Below are 16,054 nucleotides of genomic sequence, written 5' to 3'. Positions count from 1 at the left end.
CGCCAGGTCTTTGCCGACGAGGGGCGCCGGCCGTGCCGACGAAGCTCAGGCTGGCCATGACCCAGCTCGTCAATGACAGGGCACGCCAGAAGCGACTCGCGATCTTGTTCATTGCAATATTTCCTCGAATAACGGCTAGCCGATGCTGCCCAGCGCAGGGAAGGTGCGCAATAACCAATAGGACAGTTCGGACAGTTTGCCAGTAACCATCAGGATACCCATCAGGATCATGATCAGCCCGGCCGTCAGATGCATGGCTCGGCCCCAGCGGCGCAGGAATGGCTGGTGGTGCAGGAAGCGATCGAGCGACACCGCCGTCAACAGAAAGGGCACCCCCAGGCCCAGCGAATAGATGCCGAGCAACGCCATACCGCTCGAGGCATTGGCCGTCGAGGCGCTGACAGTCAGGATGGCGCCCAGGATCGGGCCGATGCAGGGGGTCCAGCCGAAGGCGAACGCCACACCCAGGAGGTAGGCTGCACCAGGCCCCCCGCCCGCTTCCTTGAGCCGGTTGATCAACCGCCATTCCCGCTGTAACCCATGCAGCGGAATGAGCCCGGTCATGAAGGCACCGAACAGGATGACGATGAGGCCGCCGACCAGGTTCGCCTCCTGGCGATAGATCAGTAGCAGGCGCCCGATGGCCGTGGCACTGGCGCCCAGCATCAGGAATATCGTGGTGAACCCGAGCACGAACCAGATCGACTGGGTCAACACCCGGAGTCGTTCCCGTCGATCCGCTTCTCGTATCTGCCCCAGCGAGCGCCCGGCGACGAAGGAAAGATAGCCCGGCACGAGCGGCAAGACACAGGGCGAAGCGAACGAGATCAGGCCCGCCAGAAAGGCCGTCGCCAGGCCGATATTGGCAAGCTCCAGCATCCTCGCTTATCCCGCGGCTAGGCTTGGAACTTGGATATGGGCCGCTCGGACGGCACCTGGTGATCCGCTGATAGACGATTGGCGGATGCCGTCTCCGTGGGTACCGCTGTGGAGGCTTCCACCCCGGCTTGCGCGTCGGTGGCTTCACTCGGGTCAGTTGATTTGCCTGTCTTGTGCTTGCATTTCATCATGCAAAGCCCCAGTCCACACATGACGAGACAAGGCAAGAGGCTCACCAGGAGAGGCGCGAGGCCGAGCAGGACCAACTGATCCCAGCCCATGGCAAGGCCACCGGCCACCGCCACGGCGCCCAGCAGCATCCATCGGCGCGGGCCTGTTACCAGGCCTTTCAGTCCGGCTTTCTCTTGTCTCTTTTGGGGCTTGTCGTCACAGCAACTCATGGCGCGTCCTCCTGGGTGGTTTCTATGGTTTCGGCAAGAAAGTTGATCATTTCAGGGGTATCCCACTCGGCCTCCCCGACCAGGCGTCCGATCTCTCTGCCCTGGCGGTCGAGCAGAAGCGTCGTGGGAATACCCACGGCACCCAGGTTCGCGCTGGCCATGCCGGTTGGATCGACGTAGGGAGCGAGATGCTCGATCCCCACCTCCTGATAGAATTCGTTGACGACTTCGATGCCCTTGCGGTCTATCGAGAGCGCGACGACCTCGAAATCCGTACCACCCAATTTAGCCTGGAGGGCATCCAGGGTGGGCATCTCCTCGCGGCAAGGGCCACACCAGGTCGCCCAGATGTTGAGCAGGATCAGCTTTCCTCCAAAGGTGGTCAGCGTCAGCGGGGTACCGTCGCCAGCCTCGAAGCTGATTTCCGACACCTCGCGTGGGCTTTCCCAGAGAAGAAACCCATTCGGCCCCACACGTTCGGGTGGTTCGGCGACGGCCGAAGAGGTGATCATTCCCCACAATGCCACCGCTACCCAACTGGTTCTGATCAGTTGTCTCATGACCAAGGCTCACCTTCAGTGGGTGGCGTAAACTTCAGGGGTATCGGTCGGCTGAAAGGCCAGGGTGTAGACCTCTAGTGGACCCTGTTTCTCGCCCGACATTCCCGGTGAGCCAAGCGGCATGCCGGGTACGCTCAGGCCTTTGATGAAAGGTTTCTCTTCGAGTACCTGGGTGACGCTTTCCACGGGAACGTGGCCCTCGAAGACGTAATTGTCGATGAGCGTGGTATGGCAACCCTGCAGTTCCTCGGAGACATCGTGCTCGGCTTTCATCTTCGCGAGATCGTGAGTATCGATTGTCTCCACCTCGAACCCGCTTCGTTCGAGATACTTGGCGTATTCGGCGCAGCAGCCACAGTTGGGGTTCTTGTAGAGGGTTGCTGATGTTTCGGCTCCCAGTCCCGATAGGGGAAAGGCCAGCAGCGCAGCCATGGTGAATTTCTTCAGGTGTTTCATATACGGAGACTCCATAAGGTTCACGAGAACGGTCGGCAGCGAGGCCGGTTATACTTTCGCGCCATCAATTGAAAGTGTTGACGACAGTATGGCGAATACGATCCCACACCCCGGTGGATAATTCCTCTGGTCCTTCTGCCAACACCTTTACATAGAAAACTAGGTGCTCCGGATCGAATTTGAGCCCATGAAAGCGGGCCCGCATCCGTCCTGTTTGGTCGATGACATGAGTCACGACGCCATGCGCCTGGACGCCCTCGGCCACATCATCGAATCGAAGGCCATAGGCCTCCGCGACCTGGCGGGTGGTATCAGCAGGCTCATTTTCGGCCCGATAGAGAAAACGCCAGTTGGCGGGGTCCAGATCGAAATTTTCACCGTAGGCCCGCATGTTGTTGTGCGTGCCGGAAAAATCCTCGCTGTCGGTAGCGATGGTGATAAATTCAACATCATCTCGTAGGCCGGTATCGTTGACTCGCTCCTGCACCTCGGCAATCAGGTTCATATGCACCGGGCAGGCTTCCTGACAGCGCGAGTAGATGAAATTGAGCACTACGACGCTTTCTTCCAGGTCGGAAGACGACACGGTATTACCGTCTGTATCGGTCAACGAAAATGCCGGCGCTGGCTGGTCGACGAATTGGGCGTAGCGTTCCCGCTCTTGCAGCTCTGCCTCGGCATCTTCGAGGGAATGGGAAAAGGAAGGAGAACTGGTCATCAATGCCAAGACAAGTAGTGGTGTATAGAGCTCTTTTTTCACGTACCGTCCTCCCACCGCGTCACCCAATCCTAGCGGAGGCCACTCCTATGCGAAGCAGCCCCGGCCAATGCCACTTCAGGCGTTGCTATCGCCCTCATGACCCTGTTGCATGCTTTCCATCATGGCATTGCAGTTTTTCATCATGGTATTCATTTCACTCATCATTCCCATCATGTCGTGCATGCCGCGCTCCTGCATCATGTCGCCCTGCATGCCCTTGCCCTCCATTGGCGCCTGCTGATTCTCTTCCTGCGCAAGAAGCGAGCCGGCACCGAAGCCGCTGGCGACGATGATGGCGGCAGTCAAGATCGCCGTGTGACGTTTCCGCATGACACTTCTCCTCTATCTTCCTGGGAATCACCTTTCCACCAGCAAGGCTGATGGACGGCCTGGCTTTGATTTTTACCCGGCAGCGGCGCTGCTTGCTGGAAAGGTATCCTTGAAGCCCACTTCAAGGTCAAGCCCTTATTTTTTGGCGCCCCCGAGTCATGCGGGCGGCCACCCATTGAGCGCTATAACCAGGCCTTGACCTTTGGGCGGCCGCACGGTTGTAGGCTGACTGCAAATGAGTAGGTGAGGAAAAGGCAATGCGAGTCACTGAACTGGCTCGGGCTGGTGGGGTCACTGCGGAAACGGTACGCCACTACACCCGTGAGGGGTTGTTACGACCGCAACGGGACCCGCGCAACGGCTATCAACTCTATGACGAGGAGGCACTGGGTCGCCTGCGTCTCATTGATTGCCTTCGCTCGTTGGGAGTCGGTCTCCCAGACATCAAGAAGATATTGACCTGGGCGGACCAAGGCAGCCCTCTGCTTAGCGATACGTACGCTCCCCTGGTTGAACAACGGCCATACATTCGCTCGCGGATCCATGAACTCCAGGCGATAGCGCGATGGCTGGAAAGCATCGACCACGATGATGGTTCCGAGGCCCCTAGCCTGAAGCAACTGATCGAATCGCTGGGATCGGCACAACCGGCTATCGTTACGGATGGCCCGTGCGGTTGCCATTAGTGATGCGACGGCGCCATGCTGGCCATATCGTCCATGCCGGTCATGGAGTGCAGATGCCAGAGTTGCCAGACGGCAAACGCTATGATCAGCAGCGCCGCCAGCGTGCGGGTCGCTGGATGGCGAATCCATAGCGAGACGCGGCGGGCTGCCATACCGGTCGCCAGGACGACGGGGAGGGTGCCGAGACCGAAGGCCCCCATCATCGCCGCGGCGCGTAGCGGCTCGGCCACGGCCAGACTCCAGGCCAGCATTGAATAGATCAGCCCGCAGGGCATCCAGCCCCAGATCGAGCCCAGCGCGAAGGCCTGGGGCACCTTCACGACGGGCATCAAGCCTCGACCAAGCGGTTCGATACGCCGCCACAGCGAGCGACCCAGGGCTTCGACACGCAGCAACCCCTTCCACCAGTTGGCGATATACAGCGCCATCAGAATCAGCATGACCGCCGCCAGGATACGCAGCACCAGGGCGATGCCGTCCAGGGCATGATTGAGCACTGAGCCGAGTAGCGCCACCAGGGCGCCGGCGATCATGTAACTGATGATGCGACCCAGATTGTAGCTGAGCAACAAGCCGGCCAGGCGTCCCGGCTGCCGCATGCTGGGGGGCACGGCAAAGGTGAGGGCACTCATGATGCCGCCACACATGCCGATGCAGTGCGCCCCTCCGAGCAGGCCGAAGACGAAGGCCGCCGCCAGCGGCGGCAGGCTCAGGTCGGTGGGATCCATTCAAGGCGCTCCTTCTTCGCTATCCCCAGTATCACCAGGGGGAGAATCAAAGGCTGCCGGAGGGGAACCGTACAGCGCGTCGAGCTCGACCTGCTCGGGCGGATAGCAGAGTCCCAGGTCGGAACACCCCTGAAAGGTCACCGCGATGGCCAGCGGCTCGGCAGCGGTGTCGCTCGCCTCGATGGGCGCACTGAATACCACCTGGTCATAGAACACCTCGATTTCCCCCAGAGACGCGTGCACCATGGGTTCGCTGGGGGGAATTGCCAGCTCACCGAAACTGACGCCCGGAGAGCGACTTTCCAGTGCAAACCGATGGCGGTGGAGGTAATAGTCCTCGGCAATGACGAAACCGACGTAGAGCCGCCTATCGTCTCGCCAGGCGCTGGCCCGGAAGGCTTCTTTAGCCGCCAGGAATTCCCGTTGAGCCGAGGTACCGAAGGGGGAGCTCTTGCCACTGCCCGCGGGAAACTCTCCACGGGCCGCTACCGGTGTGGCGACGAACAGCAGCACCAGCAGAAAGGTGAAGGCCGTGTTCATGAGGCCGCCGCCGTTTTCGCCCTATCCACTGGCTGACGCATTGACCAGACAACCAGAGCCAGCCCCGCGATGAGCATCGGCAGGGTCAACAGCTGCCCCATGGTCAGCCAGCCGAAGGCGACGAACCCTAGGTGAGGATCGGGCAGGCGCACGAACTCCACGGTGAAGCGGAAGGCGCCATACAGCACCAGGAACAGCCCGGAGATGAGGCCCCGCTGGCGCGGTCGGCGCGACAGCCACCACAGCACGGCAAACAGCACCACGCCTTCCAGGGCGAACTCATAAAGCGCTGAAGGGTGCCGCGGCTCCGGCCCCAGCCCCATCATGGGGGGGAAGACCATGGCCCAGGGAACGTCACTGATACGTCCCGGTAACTCGTGATTGATGAAGTTGCCGAGGCGCCCGGCGCCCAGGCCGATCGGCACCAGCGGGGCGATGAAATCGGTCAGCTGGAAAAAAGCCAGGCGATGCTTGCGGGCAAACAGCAGGGCGGCGATGAGCACACCGGCAAGGCCGCCATGGAAGCTCATGCCCCCGTCCCAGACCCTGAAGAGCCACAAGGGGTTGGCCAGCAACTGGTCGAGCCCATAGAACAGCGCATAGCCCAGGCGGCCACCCAAGATGATCCCCACGGCAGCGTAAAAAATCAGATCGCCGATATCATCGTGACTCAAACCCAGGCGATGGGCTCGACGACGCCCTAGCCACCAGGCGGCGGCCAGCCCGACCACATACATCAGGCCATACCAGTGAATCTGCACGGGCCCCAGGGAGATGGCCACGGGATCGATCTGCGGATATTGCAGCATGAGTCTTCCTTATGTTCTGGCAGCCAATGGATGTTGCCGGATTAAGTTGCGATAGGTCTGCATTACTCGACGACGCGATCGATGGTGACGTCGATCGGCGAGTCGGCCTCGCCGAGTGTCACCGGCCCCGCCTCGCCGATCAGGTCGCCTGGCTGCGGGGTGGCCTCGCCCGACGCGGAGACGCGCACCGTCAGGCGCAGCTCGGCAACCTGGGAGAGCCGTGCTTGGGGCGCCATGGCATCGTCGTCGTCGAGTGTCACCTCGAGCGGTAGGTCGGCGACCGTGGCCCGCTCGATGGCCAGCGGCGGCAGTTCGCCGGCCACGTCGCGGGCGACGACGAACACCGTGTCGTCCGGTGCGGCCCACTCGCGGAGCGCTTCGGCGAGGCCGACCCTGACCGCGAGCGACGCGCCGTCCTGCGCGGCTTGATGGGCATCGACCTGGTCGGACGAGGCGTCCAGGCGCTGTTGTGCCACGGCAATGCCCTCCCGCAGCGCTTCCGCCGAGCCGGGGTCGTCGAAGCCGGCGATCGCGCGTCGCCAGTAATCGATAGCCTCTTCATAGCGGGCGCGATCGAAGGCATGGATGCCCAGCATGCCGAGCACCGTCGGCTGACGCGGATCCTTGTCTAGGGTCTCGTCGACCAGTGCCTGGACCTCCTCGGTCATCGAGCGATTGGCGACGAAGAATTGGATCTGTGCCAATTGCGCCAGCAGGGAAGGCTGTCGACCCTCCAGCTCAATCAGGCGCTCAAGCGCGGCGATGGCATCACGTCCCCGATTGCTGTCCCGGTACAGCGGAAACAGCGACATCCACACCTTGGGATTGTCCGGCTGTCGCTTGGCCTGCTCCTCGAGCCGCTCGATCAGCATCGCCAGCGAGCCGTCAGGCGAGTTGCGCACCTCCTGATGCACGGCATACAGTGCCAGATCGCCCTCGGCGCCTTCCCGTTGATACCAGAGCAGACTGGCCACCACCAACGCCACCATCACCAGCGGCACCAACAACCGTCCGGCCTGGGGGGATTTGAGCGGTGTGCGTCGGCGTACCTGGGTATCCTCGAGCAGGCTGCGTTCGAGCTCCAGCCGACCCTCCTCGACTCGCGCGGTGTCGAGCTCGCCGCGTGCATGGGCCGTTTCCAGCGAGGCCAGGCGCTGACGATAGACCGCCACGTTCTGGGCATCGGTGCGCTGCTTGGTTTCGAAGGCCTGCTGAGCATCGTGCAGCGGGCGGGTCCGTCTCAGCGGCAGGATCACGAGCCACAGGGCAGGCAACAGTAACAGGGCGATGCCCAACCAGAGCAGATTCATTCGCTCCCCTCGCGGTTAAACAGGGCATTGAGGTACTCGCGCTCCTCGGCGCTGAGCGCTCGAACCTGGGCATGCTTTCGTTTGCGGACGAAGACCGCCACGATAAACCCCCCGATCATCACCAGCACGAACGGCAATCCCCATAGCAGCCAGGTACGCTCGTCGAGTCGCGGGTTATAAAGCACGAATTCGCCGAAGCGTGCGACCATGTAATCGAGGATTTCTTTATCGGATCGCCCTTCGCGTAACAAATCTGCAACGCGTTCGCGCATGTCGGCAGCCACCGGGGAATCCGAGCTGTCGATGGCCTGGGCATCGCATTTGGGGCAGCGCAATGAGGCAGTAAGATCACGATAGCGCTCGGCCATTACTGGCCTCTCGAAGTCACGCACCTCGATAGCCGAATCCGCCAGCACAGGGACCGACGTTATCAACAAGAGCAACAGCAGGCCGGCCCGGGTCATCAACGCCATTTGCCCACCTCCTGCACGACACGTTCGACATCCTCGGGAGTGATATAGCCCGTGTGCTTATAGCGAATGATGCCCTCGGCATCGACGAGGAAGGTCTCCGGCACACCGTAGACGCCGAGCTCGAACCCCAGATCGCCATCCGGATCGAAGATATTGACTTCGAAGGGGTCGCCGAACTCGTCGAGAAACTCCCGCCCCTTGACGCGGGTGTCCTTGTAGTTGATGCCGACCAAGCGCACGCCGCGCTCAGCGAGTGTCAGCAGCTGGGGCATTTCCTCCTTGCAGGTCGGGCACCATTCGGCCCAGACATTGACCAGCGTGACCTGCTCAAGCAGTAGGGACTCATCGACCCGGGCATCGGGATCCTCCAGTGTCGAGAGGGTAAAGGCCGGAAACTGCTGGGCCAGCAGTGCCGAATCACGGGCACTGGGATCCATGGCCAAGCCGCGATAGAGAAAGAAACCCAGTCCCAGGAAAACCAGCAAGGGGAAAAGCAGTAACAGTCGCCGTTTCATGTATGGACCTCACGGAGGAGAGTGGAGTCAGCTGCCACTGAGCGCTGACGCCGATAGCGACGGTCCGCCACCGCCAGCAGACCGCCAGTGGCCATCAACAACGCCCCCAGCCAGAGCCAGCGTACGAACGGCTTGATCTGGATTCGCATGGCCCAGGCACCGTCACCCAAGTCTTCGCCCAGCGCCACGTAAATGTCCTGCAGCAGCCCAGGGCGAAGGGCGACGTCGGTCATGGGCTGACCGCGGGCAATATACAATCGCTTCTCGGGCCGTAGGGTGGTGACATGCTGGCCATCACGTGCCACCTCAAGGGTTGCCGTATCGGCCAGGAAATTGGGACCGCGGCGCTCGCTCAGGTCGGTCATGGTGAAGCTGTAGCCGCCTATCTCGACACGCTCCCCCACGGCAAGACGTACGTTACGCTCGATGGCATAGTTCGACACCATGGCCACGCCCACGATGGTGATGGCCATGCCCAGATGGCCGACTACCATGCCCCAATGCGCCAGCGACAGCTTGCGCAAGCCGGCCAGGGGTGAGGAGGCATGGCGGGTCTTGTCGAACAGGTCACGCATCAACGCCAGCACGACCCACAGGGCCATGACCAGCCCCAGCGCCACGGCGGCGTTCCATTCTCCGCCGTAGATGAACGGAACCGCCGCCGCCATGATCAGCGCGGCGATGCCGGACCAAAGTAGTCGGCGCATCAACTCGCGCCCCGCCATCTGCTTCCAGCGCGCCACGGGGCCTAGCCCCATGAAGGCGCACAGCAGCACGGTCAGCGGCACGAATAGCGTATTGAAGTACGGTGGGCCGACGCTGATCTTGCCCAGCCCCAGGGCATCGAGAATCAGCGGATAGACCGTGCCCAGCAAAACGGTCACGGTCATGACGACCAAGAGGATATTATTGATCAGCAACAGCGCATCACGAGACAACCAGCCGAAGCCCACATTGCCGCTCATCCGCGGCGCACGCAGGGCAAAGATCAGCAAGGAAGCGCCCACCGTGAACCCCAGCAGTGCCAGAATGAAGATGCCCCGTGACGGGTCATTGGCGAAGGCATGCACCGACGTCAGCACCCCGGAGCGCACCAGGAAGGTGCCCAGCAGCGACAGCGAAAAGGTAAAGATCGCCAGCAGGGCGGTCCAACTCTTGAAGGTGCCACGCTTTTCCGTGACTGCCAGCGAATGGATGAGCGCCGTCCCGGTCAGCCAGGGCAGGAACGAGGCGTTCTCCACCGGGTCCCAAAACCACCAGCCGCCCCACCCCAGCTCGTAGTAGGCCCACCAACTACCCAGCGCGATGCCCATGGTGAGGAAGGCCCAAGCAATATTGGTCCAGGGCCGCACCCAGCGTGTCCAGGCGGCATCGAGCCGTCCTCCCAGCAAGGCAGCGATGGCAAAGGCGAAAGCTACCGAGAAGCCCACATAGCCCATATAGAGCATGGGGGGATGGAAGATCAGCCCGACGTCCTGTAGCAGCGGGTTGAGATCGGCGCCGTCCTGAGGCACTCCCGGCAGCAGACGTTCAAAAGGGCTCGAGGTGATCAGGATGAACAGCAAGAATCCGGTGCTGACCATGCCCATGACCCCCAAGACACGGGCCAGCATGTCACGCGGCAGGTTGCGCGAGAACAGGCTGACGGCGAAGCCCCAGCCGCTGAGGATCAGGCTCCATAGCAGCACCGAGCCTTCGTGCCCCCCCCCACACCGCCGTGAGCTTGTAATACCACGGCAGCATCGAGTTGGAGTTGTTGGCCACATAGGACACGCTGAAATCGTCGAGCAGGAAGCTCGCGGTCAGGCTGGCATAGGCCACCAGCAAGAAGGCGAACTGCCCCCATGCCATGGGCTCGGCGAAGGCCATCCAGAGTGGGCGGCGGAGCGTGACGCCCGCTAACGGAGCCAGCGCCTGTATAAACGCCAGGCCCAGCGCCATGATCAGCGCGAAGAGACCGAGTTCAGGAATGATTCTGACGAGCATAGGGATTCCGTCTTGAGTCGCGTGATTTCTTGGGGCGAGGCGATCGGCTTCGGCAGCCCGTCAATTCGAGCTAGTCCGTCGCTTTCGATGCCGAGTCCACACAACTCTCGCCAGGAGCGGCAGGAGCGTGACCCCACTCGCGAGGATCAGCGCGACCGTGAGGCCACGGGAGTCGGCGGTAATCAGGACTTCGCCGAACATGACGATCAAGTACGCCGTCGGAACCACCCCGGCCAGCGTGGCAATCAAGAAACGCCAGAAGGCCAGCGGTGTCAGGCCCGCCGCGTAGCTGACGGCATCGAACGAAATGAATGGCACCAATCGCGATGCGAATACGACGAGCATCAACCCGGTTTGAGAGCGTTCTCTGCCCAGCCAGTCGAGGATGGGACGAGTACGCGACCAGCGATGGATCACCTCATAGCCGAGCAGGCGGGCGATGCCGAAGGCGAGCAACGCGCCGGCCTCGGCACCGATGACCACATACGCCGTCCCCCATAGAGGGCCGTAGATCGCACCGGCCACCATGGCGATCGGCCCACTGGGTATCGGGCTCATGACAATGGCCGCTATCATCATGGCGATAATGGTCAATGGCCCCCAGCCCCCCAACTGGCCAACCCACTCACGCAGAGCCTGCTTATTGGTGAGCGTCGATAAGGCACCGGTCTCCATCAGGATCCAATAGAGGGTCACCAAGCCAATCAGCACAGAAGCTCCCAATATGAGCCTGTGCTTTACACCGAGCGTGCTTGCCATACTCATCTCAGTTGTGTGAGATGACATCTCATGTCACCCCTGTGCCGTTATGGCGTGTCATTCGACACCCAATATGTTGCGAAGCCGGTCGGTCGACACCGCACCATTGATGCGCTGCACATTACCTTCTTCATCGCGGTAATAGCTGGTCGGCGTTCCCGTGGCGCCGGCCTCGCGCATGAGCTGGGCATGCCGCCTAAGAAGCGCTCGACTCTCCTCCGACGGCACCACCGGACTGATGCCGCCATTGCGGAAGTTCAATTCATGGGTTTCGAGGGCTTTGGTTGGGTCATTCGACTCAAGGATCGCGGCCGCCTTGCGGAGACTGTCCTCTGACAGAACGCCGACCAGCACATGACGAAGCTGAAGCTCACCTTGATCGATTAGAGACCGTGAGCTCTTCCACAGCGCATTGCAGTAGGGACAATTGGGGTCGGTCAGCGTATACACGATATGTGACGCACTATCAGGTCCTTCCGGAATAAAGCGAGTGTCCTCGAACGCGCTCCAGGTAGCTTCCAGCATCGGTTCCAGCACCAGAGCTTGAAGTTGATTTTCCATTACAGCGTTGCCCTGAGGATCAATTAAGGTACCGATGATGGCGTGGTCGGAAGTGGAGGGAATATAAGCCGCCACGGGCTCATTATCATAGGACAAGGCATAACCTTGTATATCTCCCGGGGCATTAAAGGTTCCGTGGAATTTGAGTCCTTGATCCAATAATGCCGTAATCGATGCGGGTAGGGGTGTTCCAGTATCGGCTGTACTAATGGCCTGGTGGCCTTCAAGAGAATCGCCCCCCGTTTCCTCCGCCAGAGCGGGGAGCGTAATGAGACCGAACAGCCCTACAACAGCAAGGCAATAAGTGGAGTAGATGATTTTCTTCATGAACGGCCTCTTCATCGCTCTCTGATCAACCCGGGGAATCGAACCTGTCGTAGCGATTGGTTGTCAGCTATCACGCTTCTTTCCGAAGAACAGATACTTGGCGAGCGCGGCGACGCCAAGCACCAACGCAATAATCAGCAGGATGGAAATGAGCCCCATCCCCGCCATCCCCCACGTGCATGCTTCGCTTCCCATCATCTTGGTCTCCTATTAAATTTTGCTACTCAGACTTGGTGGGCCCGAACCGCCTGGGGTTCACCGCTCGTCACCGGCGAAGCGTCATCGATATCCGGCGTGAAGCGGCGTAGCCGCAACGAGTTGGTCAACACGAAGACGCTGGAGACACTCATGGCGGCAGCCGCCAGCATAGGGTTGAGCAATACGCCGATGAACGGATAGAGCACGCCCGCCGCCACGGGGATCAGCGCCACGTTGTAGCCATAGGCCCAGACGAAATTCCCGATGATGGTCCGATGGGTACGCTTGGAGAGCGCCACGGCATTGACGATTCCCCTCAGGTCGCCACGCATCAGCACTACGTCGCCGGCCTCGATGGCGATATCCGTCCCGGTACCGATGGCGATGCCCACGTCGGCCTGCGCCAACGCCGGGGCATCGTTGATGCCGTCGCCCACGAACGCGACCTTGCCGCCCACGGCCTGTAGTCGCTTGATCTCGTCCGCTTTCTGGTCCGGCAACACCTCGGAGAGAATCCGCTGGATGCCGACCTGTCTGGCGATGGCCTCGGCGGTGGCGCGGTTGTCGCCGGTGAGCATGGCCACTTCCAGCCCCAGCGCCTCGAGCGCCGTGATGGCCTCGATCGAGCCTTCCTTGAGCGGATCGGACACCGCGATGACCGCGGCGAGCCGGCCGTCCACCGCGGCATAGAGGGGGCTCTTGGCGTCCTCGGCAAACGCCTTGGCGCATGCTTCCGCCTGGCCGAGCTCGATCCCCAGCCGATGCATATAGCGATCGGCCCCCACATGAAGCCGGTGGCCGGCGACCTCGGCCTCGATGCCGTAGCCCGGTTCGGCGCTGAAATGACTGACGGCCGGCAGCTCGAGTCCACGCGTCTGGGCGCCGCGCACGATGGCCTCGGCGATGGGGTGCTCGCTGTGGGCTTCCACAGCCGCGACCAGTTGGAGCACTTCGCTCTCGTTCCCCTCGATCACCTCGAAATCGGTCAGCTCGGGGCGACCCTGAGTCAGGGTGCCGGTCTTGTCGAGCACGACGGTATCCATCTTGGCCAGCGTCTCGAGCGCCGCGCCCTTGCGGAACAACACTCCCATCTCGGCGCCCTTGCCGGTACTGACCATGATCGCGGTCGGGGTGGCCAGGCCCATCGCGCAGGGGCAAGCGATCAGCAGCACGCTCACCGTGGTGACGAAGGCGAAGGACAGGGCCGGCGCTGGCCCGAAGGCGAACCACACCCCGAAGGTGATCAGGGCGATGACGATGACCGCGGGCACGAACACCCCGGCGATCTTGTCGGCCAGCTGCTGGATCGGGGGCTTCTCGGCCTGGGCCGATTCCACCATCTTGACGATCTGCGACAGCACGGTGTCGGCACCGACCCGAGTGGCGCGGAAGGTAAGCGCGCCGTTCTTGTTGATGGTGCCGCCGACGACTTCGGCATCCTGCTGCTTGGCAACCGGCACCGGTTCACCGCTGATCATCGACTCGTCGACGTAGGAATGGCCTTCTTCAACGATGCCATCCACTGGGATACGCTCCCCCGGGCGGGCCAGTATGCGATCGCCGGGCACGACGGCCTCGATCGGCACCTCGATCGCTTCACCGTCGCGAATGACGCGGGCGGTTTTCGCCTGTAACTGCAGGAGCTTCTTGATCGCCTCGGAGGTGCGGCCTTTGGCGATGTGCTCGAAGTAGCGTCCCAACAGGATCAGCGTCACGATCACGGCTGCCGCCTCGAAGTAGCTCACGGCGGTACCGGAGGGGAAGAACCCGGGCGCCAGCAGGGCGGCGACCGAATAGAAGTAGGCGGCGCTCGAGCCGATCATGACCAGGCTATTCATGCCTGGGTTGGCGTGTCGGAGTTCGGCGTAGCCGGCACGATAGAAGCGTGCCCCGGCATAGAACTGCACGGGGGTGGTCAGCAGCCACTCGACGCCCATCCAGCCGCGATGCGGCATCAGACTCGATAACAGCGCCTCCAGCGCCGGGATCATCTTGCCCATGGCGATGATGGCCACCGGGATTGTGAGCACTGCAGCAAGCACGACTCGGTGGCGAAGCTGGGCTCTCTCCCGGTCCTTGCTGTCCGCCTGTTGCGGCGTACCGACATCCTGCGGTTCATAGCCCGCCTCGCGGATGGCATGCTGAATGCGCGACCGCGATACGGTCCCCGGCAGGAAACGGACAGAGGCCTTCTGGGTGGCAAGATTGACGCTCACCTCCACCATGCCGGGTAGCTTGCCGAGCGCTCGCTCTATCCGCGAGACGCAGGATCCGCAGCTCATGCCGGTGACGGGAATGTCGAGGCTCTCCACTACCGGTTGATAACCCGCCGTTTCGATGACATCGACCAGGTTGGCAGTCGTGGTGCTTCCCTCTATCTGGATCGCGGCCTTCTGCGTGGCCAGGTTCACCTGAGCGTCGATGACGCCCGGCTGCTGGCCGAGGGCCCGCTCCACGCGCCCGACACAGGAGGCACAGGACATGCCGCGAATCTCGATATCGACGCTTTCCGCCATCATTGTGCTCTCCCTACTCGATTTATCGACGGCTCGGCGTGCGAGCGTTGGATACCCTGCGTTACGCTGCCGGGGGCGACGATGTCGATCATTCGGCCTTCTCGGCGATGGCCTCGACGATCGGGCAGCCTTCCTGCATCGGCCCTTCGCCCGCACATTCGTCGAGTGTCTTCGACAACACGGCCTCGATCCGCGAGAGATGTCGAATTTGCTCGCGGATCTTGTGCAGTTTCTCTCCGGCGATGCGCTTGGCCTGCGCCCGGTCGCCGTTGGCATCCTGGAGGATCAACAGCTCACGGATTTCCTCGAGCGTGAAGCCCCACTGCTTGGCATGGACGATGAATTGCAGCCTGGCCACGGCATCCAGGGGATAACGACGATAATTGGCGTCCGTCCGCTGGGGGGCGGGCATGAGTTTCTCTTTCTCGTAGAAACGAATCGCCTGGCTGGCGACCCCGCTGCGTTCGGCAAGCTCGCCGATACTGAGTGTTTGCATAGCTTCACCTCACGACACTGTGAATCGGAGCTTCCAACAGGCCGCCTGGGACAGGCGGCCTGATTCGCGGCCGTGGTGCCGATTAGTCCGGTTGGCGCACGACTCGCAGGTAGGACGTCTTGGCGTCCCAACCCTCGGGGAAGTGTTGTCTTGCGTCGTCATCCGAGAGCGACGGCAAGATGATGACATCGTCACCATTTTGCCAGTCGACAGGCGTGGCCACCTTGTGCTTGTCGGTTAGCTGGAGCGAGTCGATGACCCGCAGGAGCTCGTCGACGTTACGCCCGGTGCTGGGCGGATAGGTCAAGGTCAGGCGGATTTTCTTGTCGGAATCGATGATGAAGACGGTACGCACCGTCACCTTGGGGTCGGCTTTCGGGTGGATCATTCCATATAACTGCGCCACCACCTGGTCCGCGTCCGCCAGCAGGGGGTAGTTCAGGGCCGCGCCCTGGGTCTGCTCAATATCCCCCGCCCAGTCGTGGTGGGAAGCGAGGGGATCAACCGACACCCCCACCAGCTTGACGCCACGCGCGGCGAACTCGTCCTTGCGCCTGGCAAACGCGCCCAGTTCCGTGGTGCAGACTGGCGTATAATCGGCGGGGTGCGAGAACAGCACGGCCCAGTCCTTGCCCAGCCACTGATGAAAGCCAAGCGTGCCTTCGGTGGATTCGACCGTGAAATCGGGAGCTATCTCCCCTAGCTGTAGGGTCATCTCGCTTTCCTTATCTCTGGCAAGTGTTAGATGATGCACTACGCACGAT

Annotated in this window: 19 protein-coding genes and 1 pseudogene; 1 reads left to right on the top strand and 19 read right to left on the bottom strand. The window is 61.7% G+C overall.

What is annotated here, in order from left to right:
• Window positions 1-135 precede the first annotated feature (135 nt).
• The 6 genes from CCD76_RS16605 to CCD76_RS16580 all read right to left on the bottom strand — a co-directional run bounded on the left by CCD76_RS16605 (window position 136) and on the right by CCD76_RS16580 (window position 3,386).
• Window positions 136-879, bottom strand: coding sequence for a cytochrome c biogenesis CcdA family protein (locus tag CCD76_RS16605; protein ID WP_179208950.1), 744 nt, complete (start codon window positions 877-879; stop codon window positions 136-138).
• 17 nt (window positions 880-896) lie between these two features.
• A complete protein-coding gene (locus CCD76_RS20085; protein ID WP_179208949.1) occupies window positions 897-1,280 on the bottom strand; it encodes a hypothetical protein in 384 nt (127 codons plus the stop codon).
• Window positions 1,277-1,840 carry a TlpA family protein disulfide reductase gene (locus CCD76_RS16595; protein WP_087720536.1) on the bottom strand — a complete coding sequence of 188 codons (564 nt, stop codon included), beginning with the start codon at window positions 1,838-1,840 and terminating at the stop codon, window positions 1,277-1,279. The genes CCD76_RS20085 and CCD76_RS16595 overlap by 4 nt, the downstream gene beginning before the upstream one ends.
• 15 nt (window positions 1,841-1,855) lie before the next feature.
• Window positions 1,856-2,272: a DUF411 domain-containing protein gene (locus CCD76_RS16590; protein ID WP_256961345.1), complete on the bottom strand. Its 417-nt coding sequence runs from the start codon at window positions 2,270-2,272 to the stop codon at window positions 1,856-1,858.
• 88 nt (window positions 2,273-2,360) lie between these two features.
• On the bottom strand, window positions 2,361-3,056 hold the full coding sequence (locus CCD76_RS16585; protein ID WP_256961344.1) for an SCO family protein: 696 nt from the start codon (window positions 3,054-3,056) through the stop codon (window positions 2,361-2,363).
• Between the two features lie 75 nt (window positions 3,057-3,131).
• Complete coding sequence (locus CCD76_RS16580; protein ID WP_087720533.1) at window positions 3,132-3,386, bottom strand: hypothetical protein; 255 nt, start codon at window positions 3,384-3,386, stop codon at window positions 3,132-3,134.
• 257 nt (window positions 3,387-3,643) lie between these two features.
• Here CCD76_RS16580 and CCD76_RS16575 point away from each other — a divergent pair, with 257 nt between their 5' ends.
• Window positions 3,644-4,072 (top strand): MerR family transcriptional regulator, encoded by a 429-nt coding sequence (locus CCD76_RS16575; RefSeq protein WP_087720532.1) that lies wholly within the window; start codon window positions 3,644-3,646, stop codon window positions 4,070-4,072.
• Here the strand turns inward: CCD76_RS16575 and CCD76_RS16570 are convergent.
• From CCD76_RS16570 to CCD76_RS16515, 13 genes and pseudogenes are all read right to left on the bottom strand, one after another.
• Window positions 4,069-4,800, bottom strand: a complete 732-nt coding sequence (locus CCD76_RS16570) for a sulfite exporter TauE/SafE family protein (RefSeq protein ID WP_087720531.1) — start codon at window positions 4,798-4,800, stop codon at window positions 4,069-4,071. The genes CCD76_RS16575 and CCD76_RS16570 overlap by 4 nt on opposite strands.
• Window positions 4,801-5,340, bottom strand: coding sequence for a protein-disulfide reductase DsbD N-terminal domain-containing protein (locus CCD76_RS16565; RefSeq protein WP_087720530.1), 540 nt, complete (start codon window positions 5,338-5,340; stop codon window positions 4,801-4,803). It abuts the gene before it with no gap.
• Window positions 5,337-6,149, bottom strand: coding sequence for a prolipoprotein diacylglyceryl transferase (lgt, locus tag CCD76_RS16560; RefSeq protein WP_087720529.1), 813 nt, complete (start codon window positions 6,147-6,149; stop codon window positions 5,337-5,339). The genes CCD76_RS16565 and lgt overlap by 4 nt, the downstream gene beginning before the upstream one ends.
• Window positions 6,150-6,211: 62 nt before the next feature.
• Window positions 6,212-7,459 carry a c-type cytochrome biogenesis protein CcmI gene (gene ccmI / locus CCD76_RS16555; protein ID WP_087720528.1) on the bottom strand — a complete coding sequence of 416 codons (1,248 nt, stop codon included), beginning with the start codon at window positions 7,457-7,459 and terminating at the stop codon, window positions 6,212-6,214.
• Window positions 7,456-7,932 (bottom strand): cytochrome c-type biogenesis protein, encoded by a 477-nt coding sequence (locus CCD76_RS16550; RefSeq protein ID WP_023005049.1) that lies wholly within the window; start codon window positions 7,930-7,932, stop codon window positions 7,456-7,458. Before CCD76_RS16550 ends, ccmI begins: the two co-directional genes overlap by 4 nt.
• Window positions 7,923-8,447 (bottom strand): DsbE family thiol:disulfide interchange protein, encoded by a 525-nt coding sequence (locus CCD76_RS16545; protein WP_087720527.1) that lies wholly within the window; start codon window positions 8,445-8,447, stop codon window positions 7,923-7,925. Before CCD76_RS16545 ends, CCD76_RS16550 begins: the two co-directional genes overlap by 10 nt.
• A pseudogene (locus CCD76_RS16540) lies at window positions 8,444-10,433 on the bottom strand (heme lyase CcmF/NrfE family subunit). The gene CCD76_RS16545 and the pseudogene CCD76_RS16540 overlap by 4 nt, the downstream one beginning before the upstream one ends.
• 60 nt (window positions 10,434-10,493) lie before the next feature.
• Window positions 10,494-11,192 (bottom strand): TVP38/TMEM64 family protein, encoded by a 699-nt coding sequence (locus CCD76_RS16535; RefSeq protein ID WP_087720526.1) that lies wholly within the window; start codon window positions 11,190-11,192, stop codon window positions 10,494-10,496.
• A gap of 57 nt (window positions 11,193-11,249) precedes the next feature.
• Entirely contained in the window at window positions 11,250-12,080 is an 831-nt protein-coding gene (gene dsbG / locus CCD76_RS16530) for a thiol:disulfide interchange protein DsbG (RefSeq protein WP_161629668.1), read from the bottom strand.
• Between the two features lie 63 nt (window positions 12,081-12,143).
• Window positions 12,144-12,278 (bottom strand): hypothetical protein, encoded by a 135-nt coding sequence (locus CCD76_RS20435; RefSeq protein ID WP_023005305.1) that lies wholly within the window; start codon window positions 12,276-12,278, stop codon window positions 12,144-12,146.
• A 26-nt stretch (window positions 12,279-12,304) separates the two neighbouring features.
• Window positions 12,305-14,797, bottom strand: coding sequence for a heavy metal translocating P-type ATPase (locus CCD76_RS16525; RefSeq protein WP_444875470.1), 2,493 nt, complete (start codon window positions 14,795-14,797; stop codon window positions 12,305-12,307).
• Window positions 14,798-14,882: 85 nt separating this feature from the next.
• Window positions 14,883-15,290 carry a heavy metal-responsive transcriptional regulator gene (locus CCD76_RS16520; RefSeq protein WP_087720525.1) on the bottom strand — a complete coding sequence of 136 codons (408 nt, stop codon included), beginning with the start codon at window positions 15,288-15,290 and terminating at the stop codon, window positions 14,883-14,885.
• Between the two features lie 82 nt (window positions 15,291-15,372).
• Window positions 15,373-16,005: a peroxiredoxin gene (locus tag CCD76_RS16515; protein WP_087720524.1), complete on the bottom strand. Its 633-nt coding sequence runs from the start codon at window positions 16,003-16,005 to the stop codon at window positions 15,373-15,375.
• Between the last annotated feature and the right edge of the window lie 49 nt (window positions 16,006-16,054).

It is taken from the genome of Salinicola salarius, from assembly GCF_002179555.1.
Classification (GTDB): domain Bacteria; phylum Pseudomonadota; class Gammaproteobacteria; order Pseudomonadales; family Halomonadaceae; genus Salinicola; species Salinicola salarius_A.
This window is presented reverse-complemented; position numbering and strand designations above follow the sequence as displayed.